This window comes from Actinomadura chokoriensis (assembly GCF_041463665.1).
In the GTDB taxonomy this organism is placed as follows: domain Bacteria; phylum Actinomycetota; class Actinomycetes; order Streptosporangiales; family Streptosporangiaceae; genus Spirillospora; species Spirillospora chokoriensis_A.
The window spans coordinates 152,377-176,235 of record NZ_JAXCEJ010000015.1; the positions used below are offsets into that span (position 1 = coordinate 152,377).

Consider the following 23,859-nt stretch of genomic DNA (forward strand, 5'->3'; position numbering starts at 1 on the left):
ACGTCCTGGTGATCTGTGGGCAGGCCCGGGTGCTTATTCGCCCCGCGCCTTGGCGATGATCTCCTGCGCCACATTCGTGGGAACCTCGGCGTAGGAGTCGAACTGCATCGTGAAAACAGCCCGGCCCTGGGTCTTGCTGCGCAGATCACCCACGTAGCCGAACATCTCCGACAGGGGCACGAGCGCCTTGATGACGCGCATGCCGTGCCGCTCGTCCATGGACTGGACCTGACCGCGGCGGCTGTTGAGGTCGCCGATCACATCGCCCATGTTCTCCTCGGGCGTGGTGACCTCGACCGCCATCATCGGCTCCAGCAGCGTGGGCTTCGCCTTGCGGGCCGCCTCCTTGAACGCCATGGAGCCGGCGACCTTGAACGCCATCTCCGAGGAGTCGACCTCGTGGTAGGCGCCGTCCTGCAGGGTGACCTTCACGCCCACCATCGGGTAGCCCGCGAGGACGCCGAACTCCGCGGCCTCCTGGCAGCCCGCGTCGACCGACGGGATGTACTCCCGCGGGATGCGGCCACCGGTGACCTTGTTCTCGAACTCGTAGCCGTCGGACCCGCCACCGAGCGGCTCCAGGTCGATGATCACGCGACCGAACTGGCCGGAGCCGCCCGTCTGCTTCTTGTGGGTGTACTCGACCTTCTCGACCTTGCGGCTGATCGTCTCGCGGTAGGCGACCTGCGGCTTGCCGACGTTGGCGTCGACCTTGAACTCGCGCTTCATCCGGTCGACGAGGATCTCCAGGTGGAGTTCGCCCATGCCGGAGATGACGGTCTGCCCGGTCTCCTCGTCCGTGCGGACCTGGAAGGACGGGTCCTCCTCGGCGAGCCGCTGGATCGCGGTGCCCAGCTTCTGCTGGTCGGCCTTGGTCTTCGGCTCGATCGCGACGTGGATGACCGGCGCCGGGAAGTTCATCGACTCCAGGACGATCGGGTCCTTGTCGTCGCACAGCGTCTCACCGGTGGTGGTCTGCTTGAGGCCCATCACCGCGACGATGTCGCCGGCGCCCGCGCGCTCGATCTCGGTGCGCTTGTTGGCGTGCATCCGGTAGATCTTGCCGATGCGCTCCTTGCGCTCCTTGACGGAGTTCATCACGTTCGCGCCGGACTCCATGACGCCGGAGTAGACGCGCACGAAGGTGAGCTTGCCGAGGTGCGGGTCGCTCATGATCTTGAACGCCAGCGCGGAGAACGGCTCCTCCTCGCTCGGCTTGCGCGAAAGCACCTTCTCCTCGTCCCGGACGGCGTGGCCCTCGATGGCCTCGACGTCGAGCGGAGAGGGCAGGTAGCGGACGATCGCGTCCAGCAGGGGCTGCACGCCCTTGTTCTTGAACGCGGTGCCGCACAGCACCGGGGTGAGCTTGGCGGCGACGGTCGCCCGGCGGATGCCGGCGTAGAGCTGCTCGACGGTGGGCTCGTCGCCCTCCAGGTACAGCTCCATGATCTCGTCGTCGTTCTCCGCGAGGGTCTCGACGAGCTTGTCGTGCCACTCGCGGGCCGTCTCGGCGTGCGACTCGGGGATGTCGACGGTGTCGTACATCTCGCCGAGCTTGGCCTCCTCGTTCCAGACGAGGGCCTTCATCGTGACGAGGTCGATGACGCCCTTGAAGTCGGCCTCGGCGCCGATCGGCAGCTGCAGCGACAGCGGGGTCGCGTTGAGCCGGTTCTCGATCATGTCGACGCAGCGGTGGAACTCCGCGCCGACCCGGTCGAGCTTGTTGACGAAGCACATGCGGGGCACGCCGTAGCGGTCGGCCTGGCGCCACACCGTCTCGGACTGGGGCTCCACGCCGGCGACCCCGTCGAACACCGCGACCGCACCGTCCAGCACCCGGAGGTTGCGCTCCACCTCGACGGTGAAGTCGACGTGCCCGGGGGTGTCGATGATGTTGATCGTGTGATCGGTCTCGTCCACGGGCCAGTGGCAGGTGGTGGCGGCGGAGGTGATGGTGATCCCCCGCTCCTGTTCCTGCTCCATCCAGTCCATGGTGGCCGCACCGTCGTGGACTTCACCGATCTTGTAGCTCATCCCCGTGTAGAACAGGATGCGCTCGGTCGTCGTGGTCTTGCCCGCGTCGATATGGGCCATGATCCCGATGTTGCGGACCCTGGCCAGGTCCACACCGGTTTTGGTAGCCACTGTCGTCCTCGCGTCGTCTCGTCGTTGCAGTTCGCCGGGGTTACCAGCGGTAGTGGGCGAAGGCCTTGTTGGACTCCGCCATCTTGTGCGTGTCCTCGCGCTTCTTGACAGACGCGCCGAGGCCGTTGCTCGCGTCGAGCAGCTCGTTCATCAGCCGCTCGGTCATGGTCTTCTCGCGACGCTGCCGGGCGTACACCACCAGCCACCGGAGGGCGAGCGTGGTGCTGCGGGCCGGCCGCACCTCGACGGGGACCTGGTAGGTCGCGCCACCGACGCGGCGGCTGCGGACCTCCAGGGTCGGCTTCACGTTGTCGAGCGCGCGCTTCAGCGTGACGACCGGGTCGTTGCCGGTCTTCTCGCGGGCGCCCTCGAGGGCGTCGTAGACGATGCTCTGCGCGATCGAGCGCTTGCCGTCCAGGAGAATCTTGTTGATGAGCGCGGTGACCAGCGGCGAGTTGTACACCGGGTCAGCGATCAGCTGGCGCTTGCCAGCAGGGCCCTTGCGCGGCATCAGCTCTTCTCCTTCTTCGCGCCGTAGTGGCTGCGCCCTTGCTTGCGGTTCCGCACGCCCTGGGTGTCGAGCGCCCCGCGGATGATCTTGTACCGAACGCCCGGGAGGTCCTTCACACGGCCGCCGCGCACGAGCACGATCGAGTGCTCCTGCAGGTTGTGGCCGACGCCGGGGATGTAGGCCGTGACCTCGATCCCGCTGGTCAGCCGGACACGTGCGACCTTGCGAAGCGCGGAGTTCGGCTTCTTGGGCGTCGTCGTGTAGACGCGCGTGCAGACTCCCCGGCGCTGGGGGCTGCCCTTGAGCGCGGGCGTCTTGTTCTTGGTCACCTTGTCCTGGCGGCCCTTTCGGACCAGCTGCTGGATCGTGGGCACCGCGTCTCCGTCTTCCTCGTACCGAGCCGGTAAGTCTTTTTGCTGCAATCACCACCTCAGGCGAGGCTGTGACCTGCCGGTTTCCCGACCTCTCCGACCCCCGCGGTCGGGCGTGTCGCCGCCTCACGGAAATACAACCGCGCGAAACCGACACAGACCGCCCGGCCCCTAGAAGGGCCGAATCAAGCCGGGGAGTGAGCCTCCCCCACCCGGCGCGTCCGGGCGGCGTCGAACCGCCGAGCCCGCCGAAAAGGGAAGAGCCCCATCAGATGCGGCGCTGGGGCTGGCCTACCGGCCTCGCCGACGCGCACGCATAGTGGCCCGCAGAGCGGGCGCAAGTGAAGAGATTACCGACCCGCGCGGCAAAGTGCAAAACAAGGAGCGCACTACCGTGCGCACCCCCTGGTACGCAAGCCCGAGGGGCGGTGGGGAGCCTACTCCCATGATCATGAACGGCAGAATACCGGCGGATGTTCCCGTCGCGGACATGGACGTCCGGGACGGGCCACCCGCCGGCATTGTGTCCCACGTTCCCGCTGTTGGGGAAGATGTGGACGAGGTTTTACCTGGTTCGCCGCGCCCGAGCCCGGCCTACAGGACGAAGGCGACGACCAGGACGACGAGGATCACCACGACGGCGACGCCGCCGATGACGAGCCAGAGCGTGTTCTTGCCGCCCTTGCCCTCCCCGGCCCCGGTGCCGTAGCCGGCCTGCTGACCGTACTGGCCCTGCTGGGCGGGCTGGCCGTACTGCCCCTGCTGGCCAGGTTGACCGTAGCCCTGCTGCTGGCCGTACTGCTGCTGGCCCTGTTGGCCCTGCTGGTCGTATTGGCCCGGCTGGCCGTAGCCCTGCTGCTGGTACGGCTGACCGTACTGCTCGGGCTGGCCGAAGCCGCGCTGCTCACCGGCCTGCTGACCGGGCTGCTGCTGAGCGGGCTGCTGCTGGCCGTAGCCCTGTTGCTGCTGCTCGCCGGGCTGGCCGTAAGCCTGCTGCTGCCCGTACTGCTGAGCGGCCTGCTGCTGGGGCTGCTGGGGCTGCTGGCCCCACTGCTGCTGGCCGATGTCGAGCCGGGTGCTGTCGCCCTGGCCGGGCGCCTCGGCGGCGTGCCGTCCCTGGGACACGGCGGACGGGTCGAACGCCTCGGTCGAACGCGCGTCCTCGACGCCGCTCTCACCGGGCGGGCGGTACAGATCGTCCACCGACGGCGAGGCACCCGACGACTGCGAACCCGCGCCGAAGCCCGACTCGGGCGGCGGCACCATCATCGTCCGCTCGTGGTCGACCTGACCCTGCTGTCCCTGCTGGCCCGGCTTGGGCGCCTCGGGCGACCAGGGCTCGGGCGTGGACGGCGGCGTCGGCGCCTGCCACGGCTCGGCCGGCGGTTCCTGCTTGCGCTCGGGGCCGGTGGCGACGGGGACGTCGGTGCCGGGCGACCAGTGCAGCGTCGCCTGGTCGTCGATCGCGGGCCGCGGCTGCTCGGGCTCGGGCGCGCGGGCGGCGGGACCGGGGACGATCACCGTGCGGTCGCCGGAGACGTCCTGCGGCTGCTCGGGCAGCGGCGGCGCCTGCTCGGCGGGCGCGGCGGGCTCGGGCGGCGGGAAGCCGCCGGGCTGCCCGCCGAACGGCGGCGGCCCGTACTGCGGCTGGTCCTGCGGCGCGCCGTGCATCGGCTGCTGCGGGTACCCGGACGGCTGCTGCGGAGGCTGCTGCCCGTACTGGGGCTGCTCGTACTGGGGCGGCTGGCCGTACTGGGGCTGCTCGTAGCCGGGCTGGGGCCGGCCGTACTGCGGCTGCTCTCCCGGCGGGACGTACTGCTGCGGGTCCTGCGGGGGCGTGAACCCTCCCGGGACCTGGGGCGCGGCGTACGGGTCCTGCCCGGCGGGCGGCTGCCCGTACGGGGGCGGCCCCTGGGGTGCGCCGTAGGGCTGCTGGGGCGGTGCCGGGGGCTGCTCGCCGAACTGCGGCATCGGCTGCTCGACCATCGTGGGGGGCGGCGGGGGCGGTGCGGGCCGCTCCTCCTCGCGGGGCTCCGGCGGCGGGGGCGGCTTGGCGCCGCTCTGGCCGCCCAGTTGCGGAGCTCCGAACACCACCGTGCGGTCCCCGAGCGGCCGGGCGGGGGGCTCCTGCTCCGCCGGCCGGGGCTGCCCCTCGTCCTCCGGCAACGGCCGCTGCGGGCCCTGCGTGCCGTCGTTCTCGGTCATCGTCGGGCTCCTTCAGCGCCGTCGTCCCGGGGCTCCTCAGCTCCCGGAGGCCCGGAGGCGCGCGGCGCATAACGCCGCCTCCGAACTTTTCCTCTTTTCCCCGCGTGGCGGTCTTGCCATGCGTGGGCGTTCTCGTCCACAGCCTGCCCCGATCGCCCGGGGGATCGCAAATCACCACCCTCTTGATGGACGCCGGACGTCCCCGGAGCGTTCCGTCCGGGGACGTCCGTGTCGTCCTCGGTCAGGAGTGCCCGATAACCCCGTGCGGGCGGTAGGGAGCCTCCAGTCGCGCCACTTCCTTCTCGTCCAGTTCCAGGGTCTCCGCGGCGATCGCGTCGTCCATGTGAGTGAGTTTCGTCGCTCCCACGATCGGGGCGGTCATCCCGGGACGGCCGAGCAGCCAGGCGAGGGCCACCTGAGCCGCCGACACGCCGCGCTCGGCCGCGACCTCCATGACGGCGTCGACGACGTCGAAGTCGGTCTCCGTGTACAGGCCGTCCCCGAAGGCGTCGTTGCGGGAGCGGACGGTCTTGCGCTCGCCGCCCCTCTCCCGGTTCCCGGCGAGCATCCCGCGCGCGAGCGGACTCCACGGGATGAGGCCCACCCCCTGGTCGGCGCAGAGCGGGTTCATCTCCCGCTCCTCTTCCCTGTAGATGAGGTTGTAGTGGTTCTGCATCGAGACGAACTTCGTCCAGCCGCGCGTCTCGGCGACGTGCTGCGCCTTGGCGAACTGCCACGCGTACATGCTGGACGCCCCGATGTACCGTGCCTTGCCGGACTTCACGACGTCGTGCAGGGCCTCCATGGTCTCCTCGATGGGCGTCTCATAGTCCCAGCGGTGGATCTGGTAGAGGTCCACATAGTCGGTGCCGAGCCGCCGTAGCGAGTCGTCGATTCCCGCCATGATGTGCTTGCGGGAGAGGCCCCGGTCGTTCGGCCCGTCACCCATGGGCATGCAGACCTTGGTGGCTAGGACGTAATCGTCCCGCCGGGCGAAGAGCTTCGGGAGCAGGCGTCCGGTGATCTCCTCGCTCACTCCCTGCGAGTACATGTCAGCGGTGTCGAAGAACGTCACTCCGCCTTCGACGGCCCGCCGGACGATCGGCTCCGCCGCCTCCTCGTCCAGGGCCCACTTCCGCAGCGCGGGGTCGCCGTAGCTCATCATCCCCAGGCAGATGCGTGAGACCTTCAGTCCGGTCGTGCCGAGGCGTACCTGTTCCATGACCAACTCCTCTCAACGTTCTCCACGGTGCACCTCCACACCGCCGATCACCAGCCCTTCCCGCGTCCCACATCTCCATAAAGGTGACGTCAAATGATGGTTGGTCACGATTTGCGGCATCCGGGGAGGGCACCTTCCGGTCACCGGGTCGGCGGCACCGCCAGCCCGACCGGGAGGGGGATCACATGACGACCAAGACTGCCCACGGCCCCGCATCGCCGATGACGCGGCACAGGACATCGGGGTGGCTGGCCTTCGCCGGCACGCTGGCCGTGGTAATCGGCGCCTTCAACATCATCGACGGCTTGGTGGCACTGTTCAAGGACAGCTACTACCTGGTCGGCCAGAATCAGATCCTGGTATTCGACTACACGACATGGGGATGGATCTGGCTGATCTTGGGCGTCGTCCAGATCGCCGTCGGCGCGGGCATCCTGTCCGGCAGGATGTGGGCTCGCGCGACCGGCGTCTTCTTCGCAGTCGTCGCCGCGATCGGGCATCTGGCCTTCCTGGTCGCGTTCCCGATCTGGTCGGTGCTGACCATCGCCCTGTGCGTCCTGCTGATCTACGCGCTCACCGCACCGCCGGCGGGGGCGCGGGCCAACTGACCGGACCTCGACGAGAGAGGTCGTCGCGCACTCCGCGACGGGGCCCGTCCCGGGATGGGACGGGCCCCGTCGTTCGTGCGTGGCGGGTCCTATGCGAAGGCGTGGCACTCGACCACGGCGCGGCGCTCGGTCATGCCCTGCTGCACGGCCGAGGTCACGCACGCGCGCTGCTTCTCGTCGAGCTGGGGCTGACCGCACTCGGTAACGCCGGAGTAGGTGCGGCAGTCCTGGCGCACGGTCTTTCCGGGGGACGGCTGGGCGGCGGCGACGCCGCCCATTCCACCGACACCGACCACGGCGGCGATCAGCGCGCCGGTCATCACCCGCTTCATATCTTCTCTCCCCCGACACTGACTTCAGGCAACGAGGCAATTCCTCCCCGCCCATGACACCTACAAAACCGGACAAAAAGGTAAAAAGCCTGGCAGGTCACCGGGAGAACTCGGCGCGGACGCCCAGGAGCCGCACCGGGCGTCCTCCGGTGAAGCCGTCGAGCGCGGCAAGAGCGGCCTCCTCGATCCGGGCGGGCTCGACGGTCGGTGCGTCCAGCGTCCGGCCGTGGGTCTGGGTGACGAACGGCGCGTACCGGACCTTGACGATGACGCGGACGACGTCCCTCCCGTCATCGGCCACGTCGCTTGCGACCCGCCGGGCCAGCCGGGAGACCTCGCGGCGCACGTCGTCCCAATCGTCCAGATCACGCTGGTAGGTGGTCTCCCGGCCGCTGGAGCGCGGAACGTACGGCGCGTCGCTCACCGGCGAATGGTCCCGGCCCTGCGCGAGCCGCACGAGCCACGGGCCGATCGTTGGGCCGACCTCCCTGGCAAGAGCGTCCGGATCGGTCGCGGCGAGGCCCCCGACCGTGGTGATGCCCAGTCCCCTCAGCCGCTTGGCGGTCTTGGCGCCGATGCCCCACAGCGCGTCGGGCGGCCGGTCGCCGAGCACCTCGAACCAGGTCTCCGCGGTCAGCCGGAAGACCCCGGCGGGCTTGCCGAAGCCGGTCGCGAGCTTCGCCTGCAGCTTGTTCTGCCCGATGCCCACCGAGCACTCCAGGCCCGTCGCCGCACGCACACGCGCCCGGATCTCCTGGGCCACCGCCTCCGGGTCGTCGCCGTCGACGGCCAGGAACGCCTCGTCCCAGCCGAGGACCTCGACCACCACGCCGAGACTCCGCAGCGCGGCCATGACCCGATGCGAGACGTCCTCGTAGACGTCCCTGTCCACGGGCAGGAACACCGCGTCCGGGCACCGCCGCGCCGCCGTCCGGAGCGGCAGCCCCGAATGCACGCCGTACTCGCGCGCCTCGTACGAGGCCGTGCTGACCACACCGCGCTTCGTCGGATCGCCGTCTCCACCGACGACGACCGGCCGCCCCTTCAACTCCGGGTGACGTAGCACCTCGACGGCGGCGATGAACTGGTCCAGATCAACGTGCAGGACCCAACGAGCCACGCCCCCATTGTTCCCAGCCGCCTGCCGGGGAGTCAGGCGGAGCGGCAGCTACCGCTTGAGGTCGGCCAGCAGCGCCGCGAACGCCTCACGGGACACCAACAACTCCGGCCCATCCGGGTTCTTGCTGTCACGGACCGCCACCATCTCGGAAAGTGAGGCCAACTCCACACAATCACCACCGTTGGCCGTGGTGTAGCTGGACTTACGCCATGCAGCCTTGGTCAAGTCCATCTCTCCCTTACCACCTTACGAATCATTTCGAGGGATTGGTTCGTGGGCAGAGCCAGCGATCGGACGATCATCAGCGTCCTTCTGAGGGTGGCAATGTCCTCTGCGTCGCTCATGGTGAGCCCACGCGCTGCCATGTCCGCGTAAGCGATCTCGGTCCGGTCAGCCAGGGTAGCGATGTTGAACGCGCCGCTGTTACCGACATGCTCCCCCCGGCTGGGGACGACCTGCAGGGTAATGGTGCCGCACTCCGCCATGTAGATCAGATGCTCCAGTTGCTCCCTCATGATCTCGGGAGTGCCGGTGAGCCGAGTGAGGGACACCTCGTCCTGGAGGAGTGAGAAGTCGGGCGGCGGCGGGTTCTCTCTGGTCAGGATGCTCTGACGGTTGATTCGAGCTTCTACCGCATCCTTATCGCCCTTGAGGATCGCGGATGCGTAGGCCGGAGTCTGGAGCAACCCGTGCACTAGGAGCGGTTGGTACGACTCCAGCATGATCGCTTCCGGCTCGACGGTGTGCCAGTCGAACCAGGTCGGGAACGTGGCGTCCTTGACCAGATCGTCGTAAAGGTAGAGCAGTTCGCCGTTCGCGTCCAGGTAGTGGTCCATCGTTTCGGCGAATTCGCGCGTGCAGCGGGTGCGGCCGTTCTCGACGGCACCGATGTACTGCGATTTTACGCCCTGCCCACCGTTCGCGCGCCGGGCTACGGCCTCCTGCGTCCAGCCCTTGGCCTCCCGGAGCCGCCGGAAGCGGCGGCCGAACGCGAGCAGCGTCGGCGAGACCGTTCCGCGCATCCGTTGTGGCGCCATCTCCTCACTCTCCCTCATTGAAGGGCGCCCAACCAGTACCCAAGTGGTGCGGGCGCATGGAACCTGACTTGCCTCGCATGTTCTGCACTTTGTAACGGAGAGTACATCTGCCATGACTGACTGGCATCAGAAATTCATGACTCAGTCAAAGGTGGTGGGTGATGCTTCCGACGACCGTTGTGCCTGATGAGGGGCGGACAACGCTCGTTCTCGAACCGTCCGATCGGGCTCCGGCGCTCGCGCGGCGGTTCGTCGCCGGCTGGTTCCGGGAGTGGGGGATCGCGGACGACTCGGACGCGCGGGTCGTCGTCTCCGAGCTGGTCACGAACTCGCTCGTGCACGAGGAGGGGCCGATCGTCGTCCGGGTTCTGCGGGACGAGCGCGACGGGCGCCCCGTCATCGAGGCATGGGACGGCGGCGAAGGGGTGCCCGAGATCCGCCCGGAGGATCACGCGGCGACCGGCGGGCGCGGGCTACTGATGGTCTCCCGGCTCGCCGTCGCGTGGGGGACGCGGCCGCTGCTCGAAGGGGGGAAGGTCACGTGGGCCAAGTGCTGAACCTGGAACGTTCCGCGCTGTACTGGCGGACGCGGCTGGGGCGGGCGACCGCCGTCCGGTATCTGGACGCACTTTCCGTTGCGCTCGGGCCGCAGGGGTGGCGGTTCGTCAAGTTCTACGGGCCCGCGCCGATCCCGCTGCTGCGGGTGTACGCGAACGGGCCCGGGGAGGTCGGGATCGTGGTGAGTGCGCTGGTCGTGCCGGGCGGGAGATGGGCGTACCACGAGGCCCGGCGGGGGCGGGGCGGCTACCTGGGGCCGTGCGGGGACGCGGAGTCGGCGGCCGGGGTGGTCGGCGACATCCTGAAGCACCGGATGTACCCGTCCACCTGGTAGGACGCCGTGTCAGTCGCCCAGTGGGAGCCAATTCAGGGCTTCTTGCTGGAACGGGACCTCGGCCTCCAGTTGGCAGAGGACGCCTATCCCGACGCCGAGGGCGCGTTGCGCGTGGACGTAGTCCGGCGGGAAGGCCAGGCTGAGGCCGACCGACATCGAGGAGGTCATCCCTTCGACGGTTTCGCGGAGGTAGGCGCCGTCGAAGCGGAACGTCTCGGTCTGGACGGCCTTCCCGGAGTGCTCGAAGAGCGCCTTGAGGCGCGCGCCGTCCGGCCGCACGCCGGGACGCAGGAAGCCGAGTTCGCGGAGGACGGCGACGAGTTCGTCCGGGTCTTCGGCGAGATGGATCAGCATCCACTTGTGGAGGGGGCTCGGGGTGTCCGGCTCGTGGCGGTACATCGCGCCGAAGTCGAGCACGGCGAGGCGGCCGTCGTCGAACAGGCGGAAGTTGCCGGGGTGCGGGTCGCCGTGCATCATCCCGGTCCGGGGGATGCCGGAGAACATCAGCCTGGTCAGCAGCAGCCCTGCCCGATCCCGCTGGTCCCTGCTCCCGGTGGCGATGATCTGGGCCAGCGGGGTCCCGTCGACCCACTCAGAGACGAGGACACGCCCCTCCTGGAGCATCACCTCCGGGATGACGTAGTCGGGGTCGTCCAGGAAGCCGGTCCTGAACGCGGTCTGCGCCTCGGCTTCTTGCGCGTAGTCCAGTTCCTGGGCGAGGCCGTCCATCAGCTCGGTGGCGAGGGCCCGTCCGTCCAGTTCGGGGGCGATCACGGAGGTGAAGCAGCGCATCGCGAAGACCGTCAGGTCCCGGTCGTCGAGCAACTGGGCCCTGGCGTCGGGATGCTGCACCTTGACAGCGACGGGACGCCCGTCCGGCAGGACGGCGCGGTGGACCTGGCCGAGGGAGGCGACCGCGACGGGTTCGGGGTCGAAGGAGGCGAAGAGGCCTTGCCAGTCCGGGCCGAGATCGTCCTCCAGGACCTGCCGCACCCGGGCGGCGTTCTCCGGCTGCGCCGCCTCCTGCAGTCTGGCCAGCCGCTCCCGGTAGACGGCGGAGATCGACGGCGGAAGCACCGTCTCGTACACCGACAGGACCTGGCCGAACTTCATCACCCCGCCCTTGAGCCCGCCGAGGACCTCGAAGAGCTGGTCGGCGGTGCGCTCGTGCAGGTCGAGCGAAGCCTCGTCGGTGAGGCGGCCGAGGGCCTTGAGCCCTCCGGCCACCGCCATCCGCCGTCCGATGCCGAGCGGGATCGTCGACAGCCTCGCCAGCCGGGGCAGTGCCTGGAATCGCATGCCGACAGCGTCGCGAGCGCGCCGCCCCCGCCGCATCGCCCGGCGGTCCCCGCCTCGCTCTGACCGTGGTCGGAGCCGGTCTGCGACCACGGTCCGATGACGAACGACCTGGCGGTCCCTAGGATCTGCGCATGCGATGGACCGCCCCGCCCTGGCCGTTGCTGAGGCTGCTCGCCTGGGTGGGGACGTGCTGGGCGCTGCTCGCGGTGCTGCTCGAACCGGCCCCGCCCGTCCGGACCGTCCTGGTCACCGGGTACGCCGTGCTGTGGGCCTGGCAGGCGGTACGGCCATGGAACCCGCCGGCGGCGGCCGTGCCGCCGCTGGCGTCGGCGATTCTCCTCGTCATCGTGCTGGCTCCCGAGGCGGGACGGGGCGAGGGGTTCCGGCCGTTCCCGTTCGCCGAGGGCACGTACGCGGACGGGGCGCTCGCGGTCGCCACCGCCCCGGTCTGGATCCATCTCGTCGTGCTCGCCCGGGGCCGCGACCTCGCCTGGGCGGTGCCGCTGACATTGGTGCTCGCCCCCGCCCGGCATCTGGTGGCCGGAGGGCTGCCGCTGTGGCCGACCTGGATCATGTGGGGAGTCGGGTTCATGGTGCTCGGCTCGGCGTTCCGGATCCACGGGATGCTCTACGAGGCGCGGCTCCGGATCGACCGGGAGGCCGTCGCGGAGGAGCGCCGGAAGATCGCACGCGAGGTGCACGACCTGGTCGGGCACGGGCTGGGCGCGGTCATGCTGAACATCACCGCGGCCCGGCTCGCCACCACCAGGGGCGACGCCGAGGCCGCGGCCAGGGCGCTGGCCGAGGCCGAACGGGCCGGGCGGCAGAGCGTCCGGGACGTCCATCGCGGCCTGGTGCTGCTGCGCGACCCGGCCGCCGGCGCCGGGCCCCCGATCGCACCCGCCCCGCCCACCGCGGAGGACACCGGGGCCCTGGTCGCCGAACTCCGGGCCGGCGGGCTCGCGGTGGAACTCACCACGCGGGGCGACCTCGGCGCGGTCGATCCTGCGGTCGGGCTCACGATCTTCCGGGTGGTCCAGGAAGCCCTGTCCAACACCGCCCGGCACGCTCCCGGCGCGGCGGCCGTCGTCACCGTGGACGTCGACGGCGGCACCGCGGAGGTGACGGTCACCGATCCGGGGCCGGCGGAGGCTCGGGGGCGCCCCGCGTCCGGCGGGCTTGGGCTCGTCGGGATGCACGAACGGGTCACCGCGCTCGGCGGGACGCTGCGCACCGGGCCCGACGGCGCCGGCTGGACCGTCCACGCCACCGTCCCCCTCGCCGGGACGGCATCGTGATCAGGCTGCTGCTCGTCGACGACCAGCAACTCGTCCGCGCCGGGCTGGCCCGCATCTTCGAAGGCGAACCCGACGTGGAGATCGTCGGCGAATGCGCAGACGGCGACGAGGTCATGGACGCCGTCACCCGGTGCGATCCCGACGTCGTGCTGATGGACATCCGGATGAAGCGGATGGACGGCGCCGAGGCGACCAGGCTGCTGCGGGCCCGGCCCGGCGCGCCGCCCGTGCTCGTCCTCACCATGTTCGGCGACCAGGACGTCGTCGCCGCCGCGCTCGCCGCCGGCGCGGCCGGTTTCGTGCTCAAGGACGCGCCCGGCGAGGAGATCATCCAGGCGGCCCGGGCCGTCGCCGCCGGCAAGGGCTGGCTCGACCCCGCCGTCACCCCCCACGTCCTGCACGCCTACCGGACCGCGTTCCGCCCGAGGCCCACGCCGTCCGCCACCCTCTCCGCCCGCGAACGGCAGGTGCTGGAACTCATCGGCACCGGCGCCACCAACCCGGAGATCGCCGCCCGGCTCAACATCGCCGAAGGGACCGTCAAGACCCACATCGGCAGCATCTTCACCAAGCTCGACCTCCGGGACCGCGCCGCCGCGGTCATCTACGCCCTCCGACACACCCCCTAGCCTCTCCGTTGACCTGCGGCGTGTTGTTGCTTACGCCGCGCTCATACCAACAACTCGCCGCAAGTCAACGTAGAGTTCGCTCGCTCGGCGTGAGGGCGGAGCCGCTAGCGTGCCGTTATGAGAGCTAAGCGCTGGCTGGCGGTTGTCGGCGTCGGGGTGGTTGTGGCCGGGCTCGTAGTCTGGCGGCAGTCCTGGCGGGTCTGGCCGCCGGCACCGCACGTCGACCAGCGGCTCGCAGGGGCGGCGCTGCCCGTCATCGATCGGTATCTGCAAGGCGGCCACGCGGTGGTGTGGCGGAGTTCCCTGCCTGCGCGGCTGCGTCCGCGCTGGTTCTGCGCCGAGGACCCCATCGAGACCCGGCGGCGCGGCTCGCTGGTGCGCGTGTCGCTGGATGCCGTGTGCCAGGACTACGCACGGGACGGCGACGCCCTCGTCACCCAGGCCGGGGTGCGGACGGCGCTGCTGGTGACGCTGGACCACCGCGGCGAGGTGCCGACGGTGCGGCACGTGGCGCATGCGGTTGACGGTGCCGGGTTCAGCCCGTCCCTAGAACGCATGTTCTCCGCGCGAGCGTTCGCCGAGTACGACCGGCGCCGCCGCCTCGGCACGGGGCCGGACGCACCGGACGCCGAGGCGGCCCGCGCGTTCGGGCTCCCCGCCGGCGCCAGAGCCCGCCCCTACGGCGGTTAGCCCCCGGGACGCGCGAAGGCCGCCGCCCGCGTGGTGCGGGCGGCGGCCTTCGCGTGTCGTCAGTCAGGTGTCCGCGAGCCGGGACGCCGCGAGCGCGGCGCCCCGGGACGGGACGCTAGCGGTTGTACTGGCCGAAGTCGTACTCCTCCAGCGGGACGGCCTCGCCGGAGCCCTGCCCGAAGGCGTACTCGGCGCCGTCGTCGTAGGAGCCGACGGAGTACACCGCCGCCTTCGCCTCCTCGGTCGGCTCGACCCGGACGTTGCGGTACTGCGGCATGCCGGTACCGGCCGGGATGAGCTTACCGATGATGACGTTCTCCTTGAGGCCGAGCAGCGGGTCGCTCTTGGCGTGCATCGCGGCCTCGGTGAGCACCCGGGTCGTCTCCTGGAAGGACGCCGCCGACAGCCACGACTCGGTAGCGAGCGAGGCCTTGGTGATGCCCATCAGGACGGGACGGCCGGCGGCGGGGACCCCGCCCTCGGCCACGACGTTCCGGTTGCGCTCCTCGAAGATCGGACGCTCGACCAGGTCGCCCGGCAGCAGCTCGGTGTCGCCCGACTCGAGGATGTTCACCCGCTTCAGCATCTGGCGGACGATGATCTCGATGTGCTTGTCGTGGATCGACACGCCCTGCGACCGGTAGACCTCCTGGACCTCCTGGACCAGGTGGAGCTGCACGGCGCGGGGACCGAGGATGCGCAGCACCTCGTGCGGGTTGATCGCACCCGCGATGAGCTGCTGGCCGACGCCCACGGACTCGCCCTCCTTGACCAGGAGGCGGGACCGCATCGGCACCGGGTAGGCGATCTCGTCGGAGCCGTCGTCCGGGACGACGACGACCTTGCGGGCCTTCTCCGTCTCGTCGATCTTGACGCGGCCGGCGACCTCGCTGATCGGGGCCACACCCTTCGGGATGCGGGCCTCGAACAGCTCCTGGACGCGGGGCAGACCGTGCGTGATGTCGCCGCCCGCCACACCGCCGGTGTGGAAGGTGCGCATGGTCAGCTGCGTGCCGGGCTCACCGATGGACTGCGCCGCGATGATGCCGACGGCCTCGCCGACGTCCACCCGCTTGCCGGTGGCCAGCGAGCGACCGTAGCAGGCGGCGCAGACACCGATCTTGGCCTCGCAGACCAGGGCGCTGCGGGTGCGGACCTTGTCCACCCCCGCCTCGACCAGGCGGGTCACGACCGCGTCGGACAGGTCGGTGTCGGCCGGGAAGATGACCGTCCCGTCGACGACGACGTCCTCGGCGATGGTGCGGCCGACCAGGCTCGTCTCCGAGGTGGCCAGCTTGACCAGGGTGCCGTCCGCCAGGCGGTCGGCGACCTCGAACGGGATCGTGCGGTCGGTGCCGCAGTCCTCCTCGCGGACGATGACGTCCTGCGCGACGTCCACCAGGCGCCGGGTCAGGTAACCCGAGTCGGCGGTGCGCAGCGCGGTGTCGGCGAGGCCCTTGCGGGCGCCGTGCGTCGAGATGAAGTACTCGACGACCGACAGCCCCTCGCGGAAGGACGACTTGATCGGACGCGGGATGGTCTCGCCCTTCGGGTTGGAGACCAGGCCGCGCATGCCGGCGATCTGGCGGAGCTGCAGCGGGTTGCCGCGGGCGCCCGACTGGATCATCATCCAGATCGGGTTGGCCTTCGGGAACGCCTTCTCCATGTCCACCGCGACGTCCGCGGTGGCCTTGTTCCAGATCTCGATGAGCTCCTGCTTGCGCTCGTCGTCGGTGATCAGGCCGCGGTTGAACTCCCGCTGCACCTTCTCCGCGCGCTGCTCGTAGCCCGCCAGGATGTCCTGCTTGTTGGGCGGCGTGATGACGTCGTCGATCGCGATCGTGACGCCGGACCTCGTCGCCCAGTGGAACCCGGTGCTCTTCAGCGCGTCGAGCGCGTTGGCGACGGCGACCTTCGGGTACGTCTCCGCCAGCTCGTTGACGATCGCCGAGAGCTGCTTCTTGCCGATCTCGTCGTTGACGAACGGGAAGTCGTCCGGCAGCGTCTCGTTGAACAGCGCGCGGCCGAGCGTGGTCTCCAGCCGGTACGGCCGGCCGGGCTCGTAGCCCTCCGGCGCGATCCACTCGCGCGGCGGCGGGACGTCCTTCAGCCGGATGCTGATCTTCGCCTGGAGGTCCAGCTCGCCCCGGTCGTAGGCCATGATGCCCTCGGCGATGGAGCCGAACGCGCGGCCCTCGCCCTCGGCGCCGTCCTTCTGCGTCGTCAGCCAGTACAGGCCGATGACCATGTCCTGGGTGGGCATGGTGACGGGCTTGCCGTCCGACGGCTTCAGGATGTTGTTCGTCGACAGCATCAGGATCCGCGCCTCGGCCTGCGCCTCGGCGGACAGCGGCAGGTGCACCGCCATCTGGTCGCCGTCGAAGTCCGCGTTGAACGCGGTGCAGACGAGCGGGTGGATCTGGATGGCCTTGCCCTCGACCAGCTGCGGCTCGAACGCCTGGATGCCGAGCCGGTGCAGCGTCGGCGCGCGGTTCAGCAGCACCGGGTGCTCGGTGATGACCTCTTCCAGGACGTCCCACACGACGGGACGCGCGCGCTCGACCATCCGCTTGGCGGACTTGATGTTCTGCGCGTGGTTGAGGTCGACCAGCCGCTTCATGACGAACGGCTTGAACAGCTCCAGCGCCATCTGCTTGGGCAGGCCGCACTGGTGCAGCTTCAGCTGCGGGCCGACGACGATGACGCTACGACCGGAGTAGTCGACGCGCTTGCCCAGCAGGTTCTGCCGGAACCGGCCCTGCTTGCCCTTGAGCATGTCCGACAGCGACTTCAGCGGACGGTTGCCCGGCCCGGTGACCGGGCGGCCGCGGCGGCCGTTGTCGAACAGCGCGTCGACGGCCTCCTGCAGCATCCGCTTCTCGTTGTTGACGATGATCTCGGGAGCGCCCAGGTCGAGCAGGCGCTTGAGCCGGTTGTTGCGGTTGATGACCCGGCGGTACAGGTCGTTCAGGTCGGACGTGGCGAACCGGCCGCCGTCGAGCTGCACCATGGGGCGCAGGTCCGGCGGGATGACCGGGATGCAGTCCAGCACCATGCCGAGCGGGCTGTTGCGGGTGTTGAGGAACGCCGAGACGACCTTCAGCCGCTTGAGGGCGCGGGCCTTCTTCTGGCCCTTGCCGGTGCGGATGATGTCGCGCAGCTTCTCGGCCTCGGCGTCGAGGTCGAAGTTCTGCAGCCGCGCCTGGATGGCCGCGGCGCCCATGCCGCCCTCGAAGTACCTGCCGAACCGGTCGCGCATCTCGCGGTAGAGCAGCTCGTCGCCCTCCAGGTCCTGGACCTTGAGGTTCTTGAACCGGCTCCACACCTCGTCGAGGCGGTCGAGCTCGCGCTGCGCGCGGTCGCGCAGCTGCTTCATCTCCCGCTCGGCGCCGTCGCGCACCTTGCGCTTCTGGTCGGCCTTCGCGCCGGCCTCCTCCAGCTCCGCGAGGTCGCCCTCCAGCTTCTGCTGGCGGGCCTCGACCTGCGCGTCGCGGGCCTGCTCGATCTGCTGGCGCTCCACCGAGATGTGCGCCTCCAGCGTGGGCAGGTCGCGGTCGCGCCGCTCCGCGTCCACGCTGGTGATCATGTAGGCCGCGAAGTAGATGATCTTCTCGAGATCCTTCGGGGCCAGGTCCAGCAGGTAGCCGAGGCGCGACGGCACGCCCTTGAAGTACCAGATGTGCGTGACCGGCGCGGCCAGCTCGATGTGGCCCATCCGCTCACGGCGCACCTTGGCACGGGTCACCTCGACGCCGCAGCGCTCACAGATGATGCCCTTGAAGCGGACGCGCTTGTACTTGCCGCAGTAGCACTCCCAGTCCCGGGTCGGGCCGAAGATCTTCTCGCAGAAGAGTCCGTCCTTCTCGGGCTTGAGGGTCCGGTAGTTGATCGTCTCCGGCTTCTTCACCTCGCCGTGCGACCACTGGCGGATGTCGTCGGCGGTCGCCAGACCGATGCGAAGCTCGTCGAAGAAGTTGACGTCAAGCAACTGTTTTCCCCTTGAGTTCTCAGACCTCGTCGACGCTCATCGCGCCCTCGTTAGGACGGCGGGACAGGTCGATGCCGAGCTCCTCCGCCGCGCGGAAGACGTCCTCGTCGGTGTCGCGCATCTCGATGGACATGCCGTCGCTGGAGAGCACCTCGACGTTGAGGCACAGCGACTGCATCTCCTTGATGAGCACCTTGAAGGACTCGGGAATGCCGGGCTCGGGGATGTTCTCGCCCTTGACGATGGCCTCGTACACCTTCACGCGGCCGAGGACGTCGTCGGACTTGATGGTCAGCAGCTCCTGGAGCGCGTAGGCGGCGCCGTACGCCTCCAGTGCCCAGACCTCCATCTCACCGAAGCGCTGGCCGCCGAACTGGGCCTTACCGCCGAGCGGCTGCTGGGTGATCATGGAGTACGGGCCGGTCGAGCGCGCGTGGATCTTGTCGTCGACCAGGTGGAGCAGCTTGAGGATGTAGATGTAGCCGACCGAGATCGGGTCCTTGTAGGGCTCGCCGGTGCGGCCGTCGAACAGCCGCGCCTTCCCGCCCGGCTCGACCATGCGGTTGCCGTCGCGGTTGGGCAGCGTGCTCGCGATCAGGCCGGTGACGTCGTCCTCGCGGGCGCCGTCGAACACCGGCGTGGCGGTGTTCGTCCACGGCTCGGCCTCGTCGGCGCCGATCTCCTTCAGGGCGCGCTTCCACTCGGCGTCGTCGCCCTCGACCTTCCAGCCGCGGGAGGCGACCCAGCCGAGGTGGGTCTCCAGGACCTGGCCCACGTTCATGCGCCCGGGGACGCCCAGCGGGTTCAGGACGATGTCGACCGGGGTGCCGTCCTCCAGGAACGGCATGTCCTCGACGGGGAGCACCTTGGAGATGACGCCCTTGTTGCCGTGCCGGCCGGCCAGCTTGTCACCGTCGGTGATCTTGCGCTTCTGCGCGACGTACACCCGGACCAGCTCGTTCACGCCCGGGGGCAGCTCGTCGCCGTCGTCGCGGGAGAACACCCGGACGCCGATGACCTTGCCCTGCTCGCCGTGCGGCACCTTCAGCGAGGTGTCGCGGACCTCCCGCGCCTTCTCACCGAAGATCGCGCGCAGCAGCCGCTCCTCGGGGGTCAGCTCGGTCTCGCCCTTCGGGGTGACCTTGCCGACCAGGATGTCGCCGGGGACGACGTCCGCGCCGATGCGGATGATGCCGCGCTCGTCGAGGTCGGCGAGGACCTCCTCGGAGACGTTCGGGATGTCCCGGGTGATCTCCTCGGGGCCGAGCTTGGTGTCGCGGGCGTCGACCTCGTGCTCCTCGATGTGGATCGAGGAGAGGACGTCGTCCTGCACCAGGCGCTGGCTGAGGATGATGGCGTCCTCGTAGTTGTGGCCCTCCCACGGCATGAACGCCACGAGAAGGTTCTTGCCGAGCGCCATCTCGCCGTTGTCGGTGCACGGCCCGTCGGCGATGACCTGGCCGACCTCGACCCGCGCGCCCTCGTCGACGATCGGCTTCTGGTTGAAGCAGGTGCCCTGGTTGGACCGCTTGAACTTGGCGACGCGGTAGGTGTTGCGCGTGCCGTCGTCGTTCATGACGGTCACGTAGTCGGCGGAGACCTCCTCGACGACGCCGGCCTTCTCGGCCGTGATGACGTCGCCGGCGTCGGTCGCGGCGCGGTACTCCATGCCGGTGCCGACCAGCGGCGCCTCGCTGCGCAGCAGCGGGACGGACTGGCGCTGCATGTTGGAGCCCATCAGCGCGCGGTTCGCGTCGTCGTGCTCCAGGAACGGGATCATCGCGGTGGCGACCGAGGTCATCTGCCGGGCCGAGACGTCCATGTACTGGACCTCGCGGGCCGGGACGAGCTCGACCTCGCCGCCCTTGCGGCGGACCAGGATGCGGTCGTCGACGAAGGTGCCGTCCTCGTTCAGCAGGGAGTTGGCCTGCGCGATGACGAAGCGGTCCTCCTCGTCGGCGGTCAGGTAGTCGATCTGCTCGGTGACGACGCCCTCGGTGACCTTGCGGTACGGCGTCTCGACGAACCCGAACGGGTTGACCCGGCCGAACGCGGCGAGCGAGCCGATCAGGCCGATGTTCGGGCCTTCCGGCGTCTCGATCGGGCACATGCGGCCGTAGTGGGACGGGTGGACGTCGCGGACCTCCATGCCCGCCCGCTCACGCGACAGACCACCGGGACCCAGCGCGTTCAGCCGCCGCTTGTGCGTCAGCCCGGCCAGCGGGTTGGTCTGGTCCATGAACTGCGACAGCTGGCTGGTGCCGAAGAACTCCTTGATGGAGGCGACGACCGGCCGGATGTTGATCAGCGTCTGCGGCGTGATCGCCTCGACGTCCTGGGTGGTCATCCGCTCGCGGACGACGCGCTCCATACGGGCCAGGCCCAGCCGGACCTGGTTCTGGATGAGCTCGCCGACCGTGCGCAGGCGCCGGTTGCCGAAGTGGTCGATGTCGTCGACCTCGATCGGCACGGGGACGGCCCCGAGGGTGGCCTCCTCCTCGCCGGCGTGCAGCCGGACGAGGTACTCGACCGTGGCGACGATGTCGTCCTCGGTCAGGGTGCCCTGCCGCATGTCCAGGTCGAGGCCGAGCTTCTTATTGATCTTGTAGCGGCCGACCTTGGCGACGTCGTAGCGCTTCGGGTTGAAGTACAGGTTCTCCAGCAGCGTCTGCGCGGACTCGCGCGTCGGCGGCTCGCCCGGGCGCAGCTTGCGGTAGATGTCGAGCAGCGCGTCGTCCTGGCCGGACGTGTGGTCCTTCTCCAGGGTGACGTTGATCGACTCGTAGGAGCCGAAGCGCTCGCGGATGCGCGCCTCGTCCCAGCCGAGCGCCTTGAGCAGCACGGTGACCGGCTGCTTGCGCTTGCGGTCGATGCGCACGCCGACGTTGTCGCGCTTGTCGATCTCGAACTCGAGCCAGGCGCCGCGGCTCGGGATGACCCGGCAGCCGTAGATGTCCTTGTCGGACGCCTTGTCGAGGGCGCGGTCGAAGTAGACGCCCGGCGAACGTGTCAACTGGGATACGACGACGCGCTCGGTGCCGTTGATGATGAAGGTGCCCTTCGGCGTCATGAGCGGGAAGTCGCCCATGAACACCGTCTGGCTCTTGATCTCACCGGTGGTGTTGTTGATGAACTCCGCCGTGACGAACAGCGGAGCCGAGTAGGTCATGTCCTTGTCCTTGCACTCCTCGACGGAGTACTTGGGCGGTTCGAACCGGTGGTCGCGGAACGACAGGGACATGGTTCCGGAGAAGTCCTCGATGGGACTGATCTCTTCGAAGATCTCCTCAAGCCCCGACTGGGTCGGGACGCTCTTACTTCCGGCCTTCTGGGCCGCCTCGACCCGGGCCTTCCACCTCTCGTTGCCCAGCAGCCAGTCAACAGAGTTGGTCTGCAGTGCAAGGAGGTCCGGGACTTCGAGCGGCTCCTTGATGCGCGCGAAGGAGACGCGGTACGGACCGGTTGCGGTATTCGAGGCGTTGCGCGAGGCTGCCAAGAGTGGTCCTTCCGAGGGCTCGCGGCGTAACTGACGACACGCACGCCAGACGATCCACGTCCGAGACCTGCTTTTTCGGGGTCCACGACGGACCCCTGCAGGGGTGCTCTCACACGCGGATAGTCAGAGGGCAGCGCAAAGGGGCAGTGTAGCCGACTGGTACACCGCTCGCAACTCTAGCGCCGCAGTATGCATCACGTTGCCATGGAGCATCGCCCCTCAGCGCCTCTCAGTCAAGAGCGGACTTGGACTTTTCAGGCCCTGACCTGCAGTGAGGAACGCCATAGTTTACTGGGGGAACGACCCCCAAGCCCCCCGTCAACGACGCAGGCGATCCTCACGCCGCTGTTGCGGTCTGTCTTGCCTGTGCGGACGTGCGCGGCGTCGCTGCGATCGCCTGCGTCGGCGGGCATGCCCGCTGCGCTCGCTGGCGCTCGCTCCGCGTGCCTGCCCGTGCTCCGGCGGCCGGGGTCCGGTCCAAGAGGGTGTGTTGTGGCTCGTCCAAGAGAGCACCCCGTGACCTCGTTGGTAGGTCACGGGGTGCGTCGGCGTGTCGGGGGGCTAGGAGATGACGGTCAAGGCGGACGCCAGCCACTTGCCGTCCTTCTTCTCCATCGTCATCTTGATGCGGAGCGGCTCGGGGAGGCGCTGCTGCTTGTCGCTCTTGGTGGCGGACGAGCGGTTGGCGTAGACGAGGGTGACGACCTTGTGGGGCGTGGCGCTCACGACGCCGACCTTCATGACCGTGGTGTTGGAGACGGCCTGCTGCTGCACGGCGACGGTCCTGAGCTCCTGGGCGAGCTTCCCGTAGTCGGTGTGCAGCTTGCCCGTCGTCATGGCGGACGCGGACTTCAGATCGGCGTCGAGCGTCTGGTAGTCGTACGAGGAGAGCTTCTGGGCCGCGCGGGACGAGGCGAACGACGCCTCCTTGCTCGCCTGCTCGGTCGCCTTCTGATCGCGGACCTTGAGGTACAGCGCGGTGGTGCCGGCGCCCAGCGCGACCGTCAGGACGGCCAGGACGGCGATCACCGTCGTGACGCCGCCGAAGCGGGACCGGCGGGGCGCGTCCTCGTCGTCCTCGTCGTCGTCCTCGTCGTCGTCCTCGTCGTCGTCGTCCTCGTCGTCGTCCGTGTCCGCGTCTACGTTGGCCGTCTTCTTGAGGGTCGGACCCTCGTCGGTCTCGGCGGAAGTGGACTCAGACGGCTCTGAGTCGTCTTCTGGGGCGCCTTCGGGGTCGGGCGCGACTTCGGAGCCCTTCCTGGGGCGGCGGGGCTTCTCCAGGGACTTGGCGGGCTTTTCCGGCTCGTCGGGGGTCTCGGCGTCCTCGTCCTCGGCTTCGGCGGCCGCGTCGGCGGCTATCTGGGCCAGGCGGGCGGCCTCGCGGGCCTTGGCCGCGGCCTCCTCGGCGAGCCGGGCCGCCTCGGCGGCCTCCTCGGCCCGGGCGGCCTTGTCCGACTTGGGGTCCGACTTGGCTCCGGGCTTCTTCTTGTCGGGGGCGGAGCGCTTGCCCCGGCCGAGCATCGTCACGGGACAACCTCCAGTCCGGACACGAGCCAGCGGTCGTCGACCCGCGTGAGGTCCATCTGGTAGCGGTAGCCCTGCGGCGTACCGTTCTTCACCTTGTCGTTGGTGACGGTCCCGTTGAGGGAGACCATCACCTCGGCGGAGTCGTCGTCCATCGAGACCAGCGCGGCGTCGACGTCGCTGACGGTCGACTTGGCCTTCGCCTTGGTGATCTGCTGCATGAACGCGTTCGACTGGCTCGCGAGCTTGTTCTTCAGTTCTCCGGTGGTGCCGGACACGATGCGGTCGAGGTCGCGCTGCGCCGTGGCGGCGTCGAGCGACATGAGGTTGACGCCCATCTGCCGCGCCGACTGGATCGCCTTCGCCCGCTGGTCGGCCTCGTCCTTGTTCCGGAGGGTGACGACGCCGAGCCAGCCGGACGCGATGGCGAGGCCGGCCACGACGACGCTGAGCGTGATGGCGGTGATCAGGGGCAGTCGGCGCCTCATCGTG

Annotated in this window: 20 protein-coding genes; 6 read left to right on the plus strand and 14 right to left on the minus strand. The window is 69.5% G+C overall.

Going from position 1 to position 23,859, the window contains the following annotated elements; all coding sequences use genetic code 11:
- Positions 1 to 33: 33 nt before the first annotated feature.
- The 5 genes from fusA to SM418_RS23135 form a co-directional block, all read right to left on the minus strand.
- Positions 34 to 2,145, minus strand: coding sequence for an elongation factor G (gene fusA, locus SM418_RS23115; protein ID WP_371942973.1), 2,112 nt, complete (start codon positions 2,143 to 2,145; stop codon positions 34 to 36).
- Between the two features lie 40 nt (positions 2,146 to 2,185).
- A complete protein-coding gene (rpsG, locus tag SM418_RS23120; protein ID WP_021597494.1) occupies positions 2,186 to 2,656 on the minus strand; it encodes a 30S ribosomal protein S7 in 471 nt (156 codons plus the stop codon).
- Positions 2,656 to 3,030: a 30S ribosomal protein S12 gene (rpsL, locus tag SM418_RS23125; protein ID WP_089324469.1), complete on the minus strand. Its 375-nt coding sequence runs from the start codon at positions 3,028 to 3,030 to the stop codon at positions 2,656 to 2,658. The genes rpsG and rpsL overlap by 1 nt, the downstream gene beginning before the upstream one ends.
- Before the next feature lie 591 nt (positions 3,031 to 3,621).
- Positions 3,622 to 5,232, minus strand: a complete 1,611-nt coding sequence (locus tag SM418_RS23130) for a hypothetical protein (protein WP_371942974.1) — start codon at positions 5,230 to 5,232, stop codon at positions 3,622 to 3,624.
- A gap of 241 nt (positions 5,233 to 5,473) precedes the next feature.
- Entirely contained in the window at positions 5,474 to 6,454 is a 981-nt protein-coding gene (locus SM418_RS23135; RefSeq protein ID WP_371942975.1) for an aldo/keto reductase, read from the minus strand.
- 185 nt (positions 6,455 to 6,639) lie between these two features.
- On the opposite strand from SM418_RS23135, the gene SM418_RS23140 reads away from it, so the two are divergent.
- Positions 6,640 to 7,062 carry a DUF7144 family membrane protein gene (locus tag SM418_RS23140; protein ID WP_371942976.1) on the plus strand — a complete coding sequence of 141 codons (423 nt, stop codon included), beginning with the start codon at positions 6,640 to 6,642 and terminating at the stop codon, positions 7,060 to 7,062.
- Positions 7,063 to 7,151: 89 nt separating this feature from the next.
- Here SM418_RS23140 and SM418_RS23145 read toward each other — a convergent pair whose 3' ends face one another.
- The 4 genes from SM418_RS23145 to SM418_RS23160 all read right to left on the minus strand — a co-directional run bounded on the left by SM418_RS23145 (position 7,152) and on the right by SM418_RS23160 (position 9,551).
- On the minus strand, positions 7,152 to 7,394 hold the full coding sequence (locus SM418_RS23145) for a hypothetical protein (protein ID WP_371942977.1): 243 nt from the start codon (positions 7,392 to 7,394) through the stop codon (positions 7,152 to 7,154).
- A gap of 97 nt (positions 7,395 to 7,491) precedes the next feature.
- Positions 7,492 to 8,514 carry a DNA polymerase IV gene (locus SM418_RS23150; protein ID WP_371942978.1) on the minus strand — a complete coding sequence of 341 codons (1,023 nt, stop codon included), beginning with the start codon at positions 8,512 to 8,514 and terminating at the stop codon, positions 7,492 to 7,494.
- 48 nt (positions 8,515 to 8,562) lie between these two features.
- The gene (locus SM418_RS23155; protein ID WP_371942979.1) at positions 8,563 to 8,745 is read right to left on the minus strand and encodes a DUF397 domain-containing protein; all 183 of its coding nucleotides are present in this window, start codon (positions 8,743 to 8,745) and stop codon (positions 8,563 to 8,565) included.
- A complete protein-coding gene (locus SM418_RS23160) occupies positions 8,736 to 9,551 on the minus strand; it encodes a helix-turn-helix domain-containing protein (protein ID WP_371942980.1) in 816 nt (271 codons plus the stop codon). Before SM418_RS23160 ends, SM418_RS23155 begins: the two co-directional genes overlap by 10 nt.
- Before the next feature lie 161 nt (positions 9,552 to 9,712).
- Here SM418_RS23160 and SM418_RS23165 point away from each other — a divergent pair, with 161 nt between their 5' ends.
- Together SM418_RS23165 and SM418_RS23170 are read left to right on the plus strand one after the other, a co-directional pair.
- On the plus strand, positions 9,713 to 10,108 hold the full coding sequence (locus SM418_RS23165) for an ATP-binding protein (RefSeq protein WP_371942981.1): 396 nt from the start codon (positions 9,713 to 9,715) through the stop codon (positions 10,106 to 10,108).
- The gene (locus tag SM418_RS23170) at positions 10,093 to 10,443 is read left to right on the plus strand and encodes a hypothetical protein (RefSeq protein ID WP_371942982.1); all 351 of its coding nucleotides are present in this window, start codon (positions 10,093 to 10,095) and stop codon (positions 10,441 to 10,443) included. The genes SM418_RS23165 and SM418_RS23170 overlap by 16 nt, the downstream gene beginning before the upstream one ends.
- Positions 10,444 to 10,452: 9 nt before the next feature.
- Here SM418_RS23170 and SM418_RS23175 read toward each other — a convergent pair whose 3' ends face one another.
- Positions 10,453 to 11,742 (minus strand): ABC1 kinase family protein, encoded by a 1,290-nt coding sequence (locus SM418_RS23175; RefSeq protein ID WP_371942983.1) that lies wholly within the window; start codon positions 11,740 to 11,742, stop codon positions 10,453 to 10,455.
- Positions 11,743 to 11,873: 131 nt separating this feature from the next.
- On the opposite strand from SM418_RS23175, the gene SM418_RS23180 reads away from it, so the two are divergent.
- The 3 genes from SM418_RS23180 to SM418_RS23190 all read left to right on the plus strand — a co-directional run bounded on the left by SM418_RS23180 (position 11,874) and on the right by SM418_RS23190 (position 14,359).
- Entirely contained in the window at positions 11,874 to 13,040 is a 1,167-nt protein-coding gene (locus tag SM418_RS23180; protein WP_371942984.1) for a sensor histidine kinase, read from the plus strand.
- A complete protein-coding gene (locus SM418_RS23185) occupies positions 13,037 to 13,669 on the plus strand; it encodes a response regulator transcription factor (protein WP_371942985.1) in 633 nt (210 codons plus the stop codon). Before SM418_RS23180 ends, SM418_RS23185 begins: the two co-directional genes overlap by 4 nt.
- A gap of 117 nt (positions 13,670 to 13,786) precedes the next feature.
- Complete coding sequence (locus SM418_RS23190; protein WP_371942986.1) at positions 13,787 to 14,359, plus strand: hypothetical protein; 573 nt, start codon at positions 13,787 to 13,789, stop codon at positions 14,357 to 14,359.
- A gap of 115 nt (positions 14,360 to 14,474) precedes the next feature.
- Here SM418_RS23190 and SM418_RS23195 read toward each other — a convergent pair whose 3' ends face one another.
- The 4 genes from SM418_RS23195 to SM418_RS23210 form a co-directional block, all read right to left on the minus strand.
- Positions 14,475 to 18,347: a DNA-directed RNA polymerase subunit beta' gene (locus SM418_RS23195; RefSeq protein WP_371942987.1), complete on the minus strand. Its 3,873-nt coding sequence runs from the start codon at positions 18,345 to 18,347 to the stop codon at positions 14,475 to 14,477.
- 19 nt (positions 18,348 to 18,366) lie between these two features.
- A complete protein-coding gene (gene rpoB / locus SM418_RS23200; protein WP_371942988.1) occupies positions 18,367 to 21,843 on the minus strand; it encodes a DNA-directed RNA polymerase subunit beta in 3,477 nt (1,158 codons plus the stop codon).
- Between the two features lie 561 nt (positions 21,844 to 22,404).
- A complete protein-coding gene (locus tag SM418_RS23205; RefSeq protein WP_504230347.1) occupies positions 22,405 to 23,364 on the minus strand; it encodes an Rv1363c family protein in 960 nt (319 codons plus the stop codon).
- A 2-nt stretch (positions 23,365 to 23,366) separates the two neighbouring features.
- Positions 23,367 to 23,855, minus strand: a complete 489-nt coding sequence (locus SM418_RS23210; RefSeq protein WP_371942990.1) for an Rv1363c family protein — start codon at positions 23,853 to 23,855, stop codon at positions 23,367 to 23,369.
- Between the last annotated feature and the right edge of the window lie 4 nt (positions 23,856 to 23,859).

Excerpts from the sequence above, each read along its gene's own strand:
- rpsG (WP_021597494.1), bottom strand. The coding sequence starts at position 2,656 with ATGCCGCGCAAGGGCCCTGCTGGCAAGCGCCAGCTGATCGCTGACCCG.
- SM418_RS23130 (WP_371942974.1), bottom strand. The coding sequence starts at position 5,232 with ATGACCGAGAACGACGGCACGCAGGGCCCGCAGCGGCCGTTGCCGGAG.
- SM418_RS23135 (WP_371942975.1), bottom strand. The coding sequence starts at position 6,454 with ATGGAACAGGTACGCCTCGGCACGACCGGACTGAAGGTCTCACGCATC.
- SM418_RS23140 (WP_371942976.1), top strand. The coding sequence starts at position 6,640 with ATGACGACCAAGACTGCCCACGGCCCCGCATCGCCGATGACGCGGCAC.
- SM418_RS23145 (WP_371942977.1), bottom strand. The coding sequence starts at position 7,394 with ATGAAGCGGGTGATGACCGGCGCGCTGATCGCCGCCGTGGTCGGTGTC.
- SM418_RS23155 (WP_371942979.1), bottom strand. The coding sequence starts at position 8,745 with ATGGACTTGACCAAGGCTGCATGGCGTAAGTCCAGCTACACCACGGCC.
- SM418_RS23160 (WP_371942980.1), bottom strand. The coding sequence starts at position 9,551 with ATGGCGCCACAACGGATGCGCGGAACGGTCTCGCCGACGCTGCTCGCG.
- SM418_RS23165 (WP_371942981.1), top strand. The coding sequence starts at position 9,713 with ATGCTTCCGACGACCGTTGTGCCTGATGAGGGGCGGACAACGCTCGTT.
- SM418_RS23175 (WP_371942983.1), bottom strand. The coding sequence starts at position 11,742 with ATGCGATTCCAGGCACTGCCCCGGCTGGCGAGGCTGTCGACGATCCCG.
- SM418_RS23180 (WP_371942984.1), top strand. The coding sequence starts at position 11,874 with ATGCGATGGACCGCCCCGCCCTGGCCGTTGCTGAGGCTGCTCGCCTGG.
- SM418_RS23190 (WP_371942986.1), top strand. The coding sequence starts at position 13,787 with ATGAGAGCTAAGCGCTGGCTGGCGGTTGTCGGCGTCGGGGTGGTTGTG.
- SM418_RS23205 (WP_504230347.1), bottom strand. The coding sequence starts at position 23,364 with ATGCTCGGCCGGGGCAAGCGCTCCGCCCCCGACAAGAAGAAGCCCGGA.
- SM418_RS23210 (WP_371942990.1), bottom strand. The coding sequence starts at position 23,855 with ATGAGGCGCCGACTGCCCCTGATCACCGCCATCACGCTCAGCGTCGTC.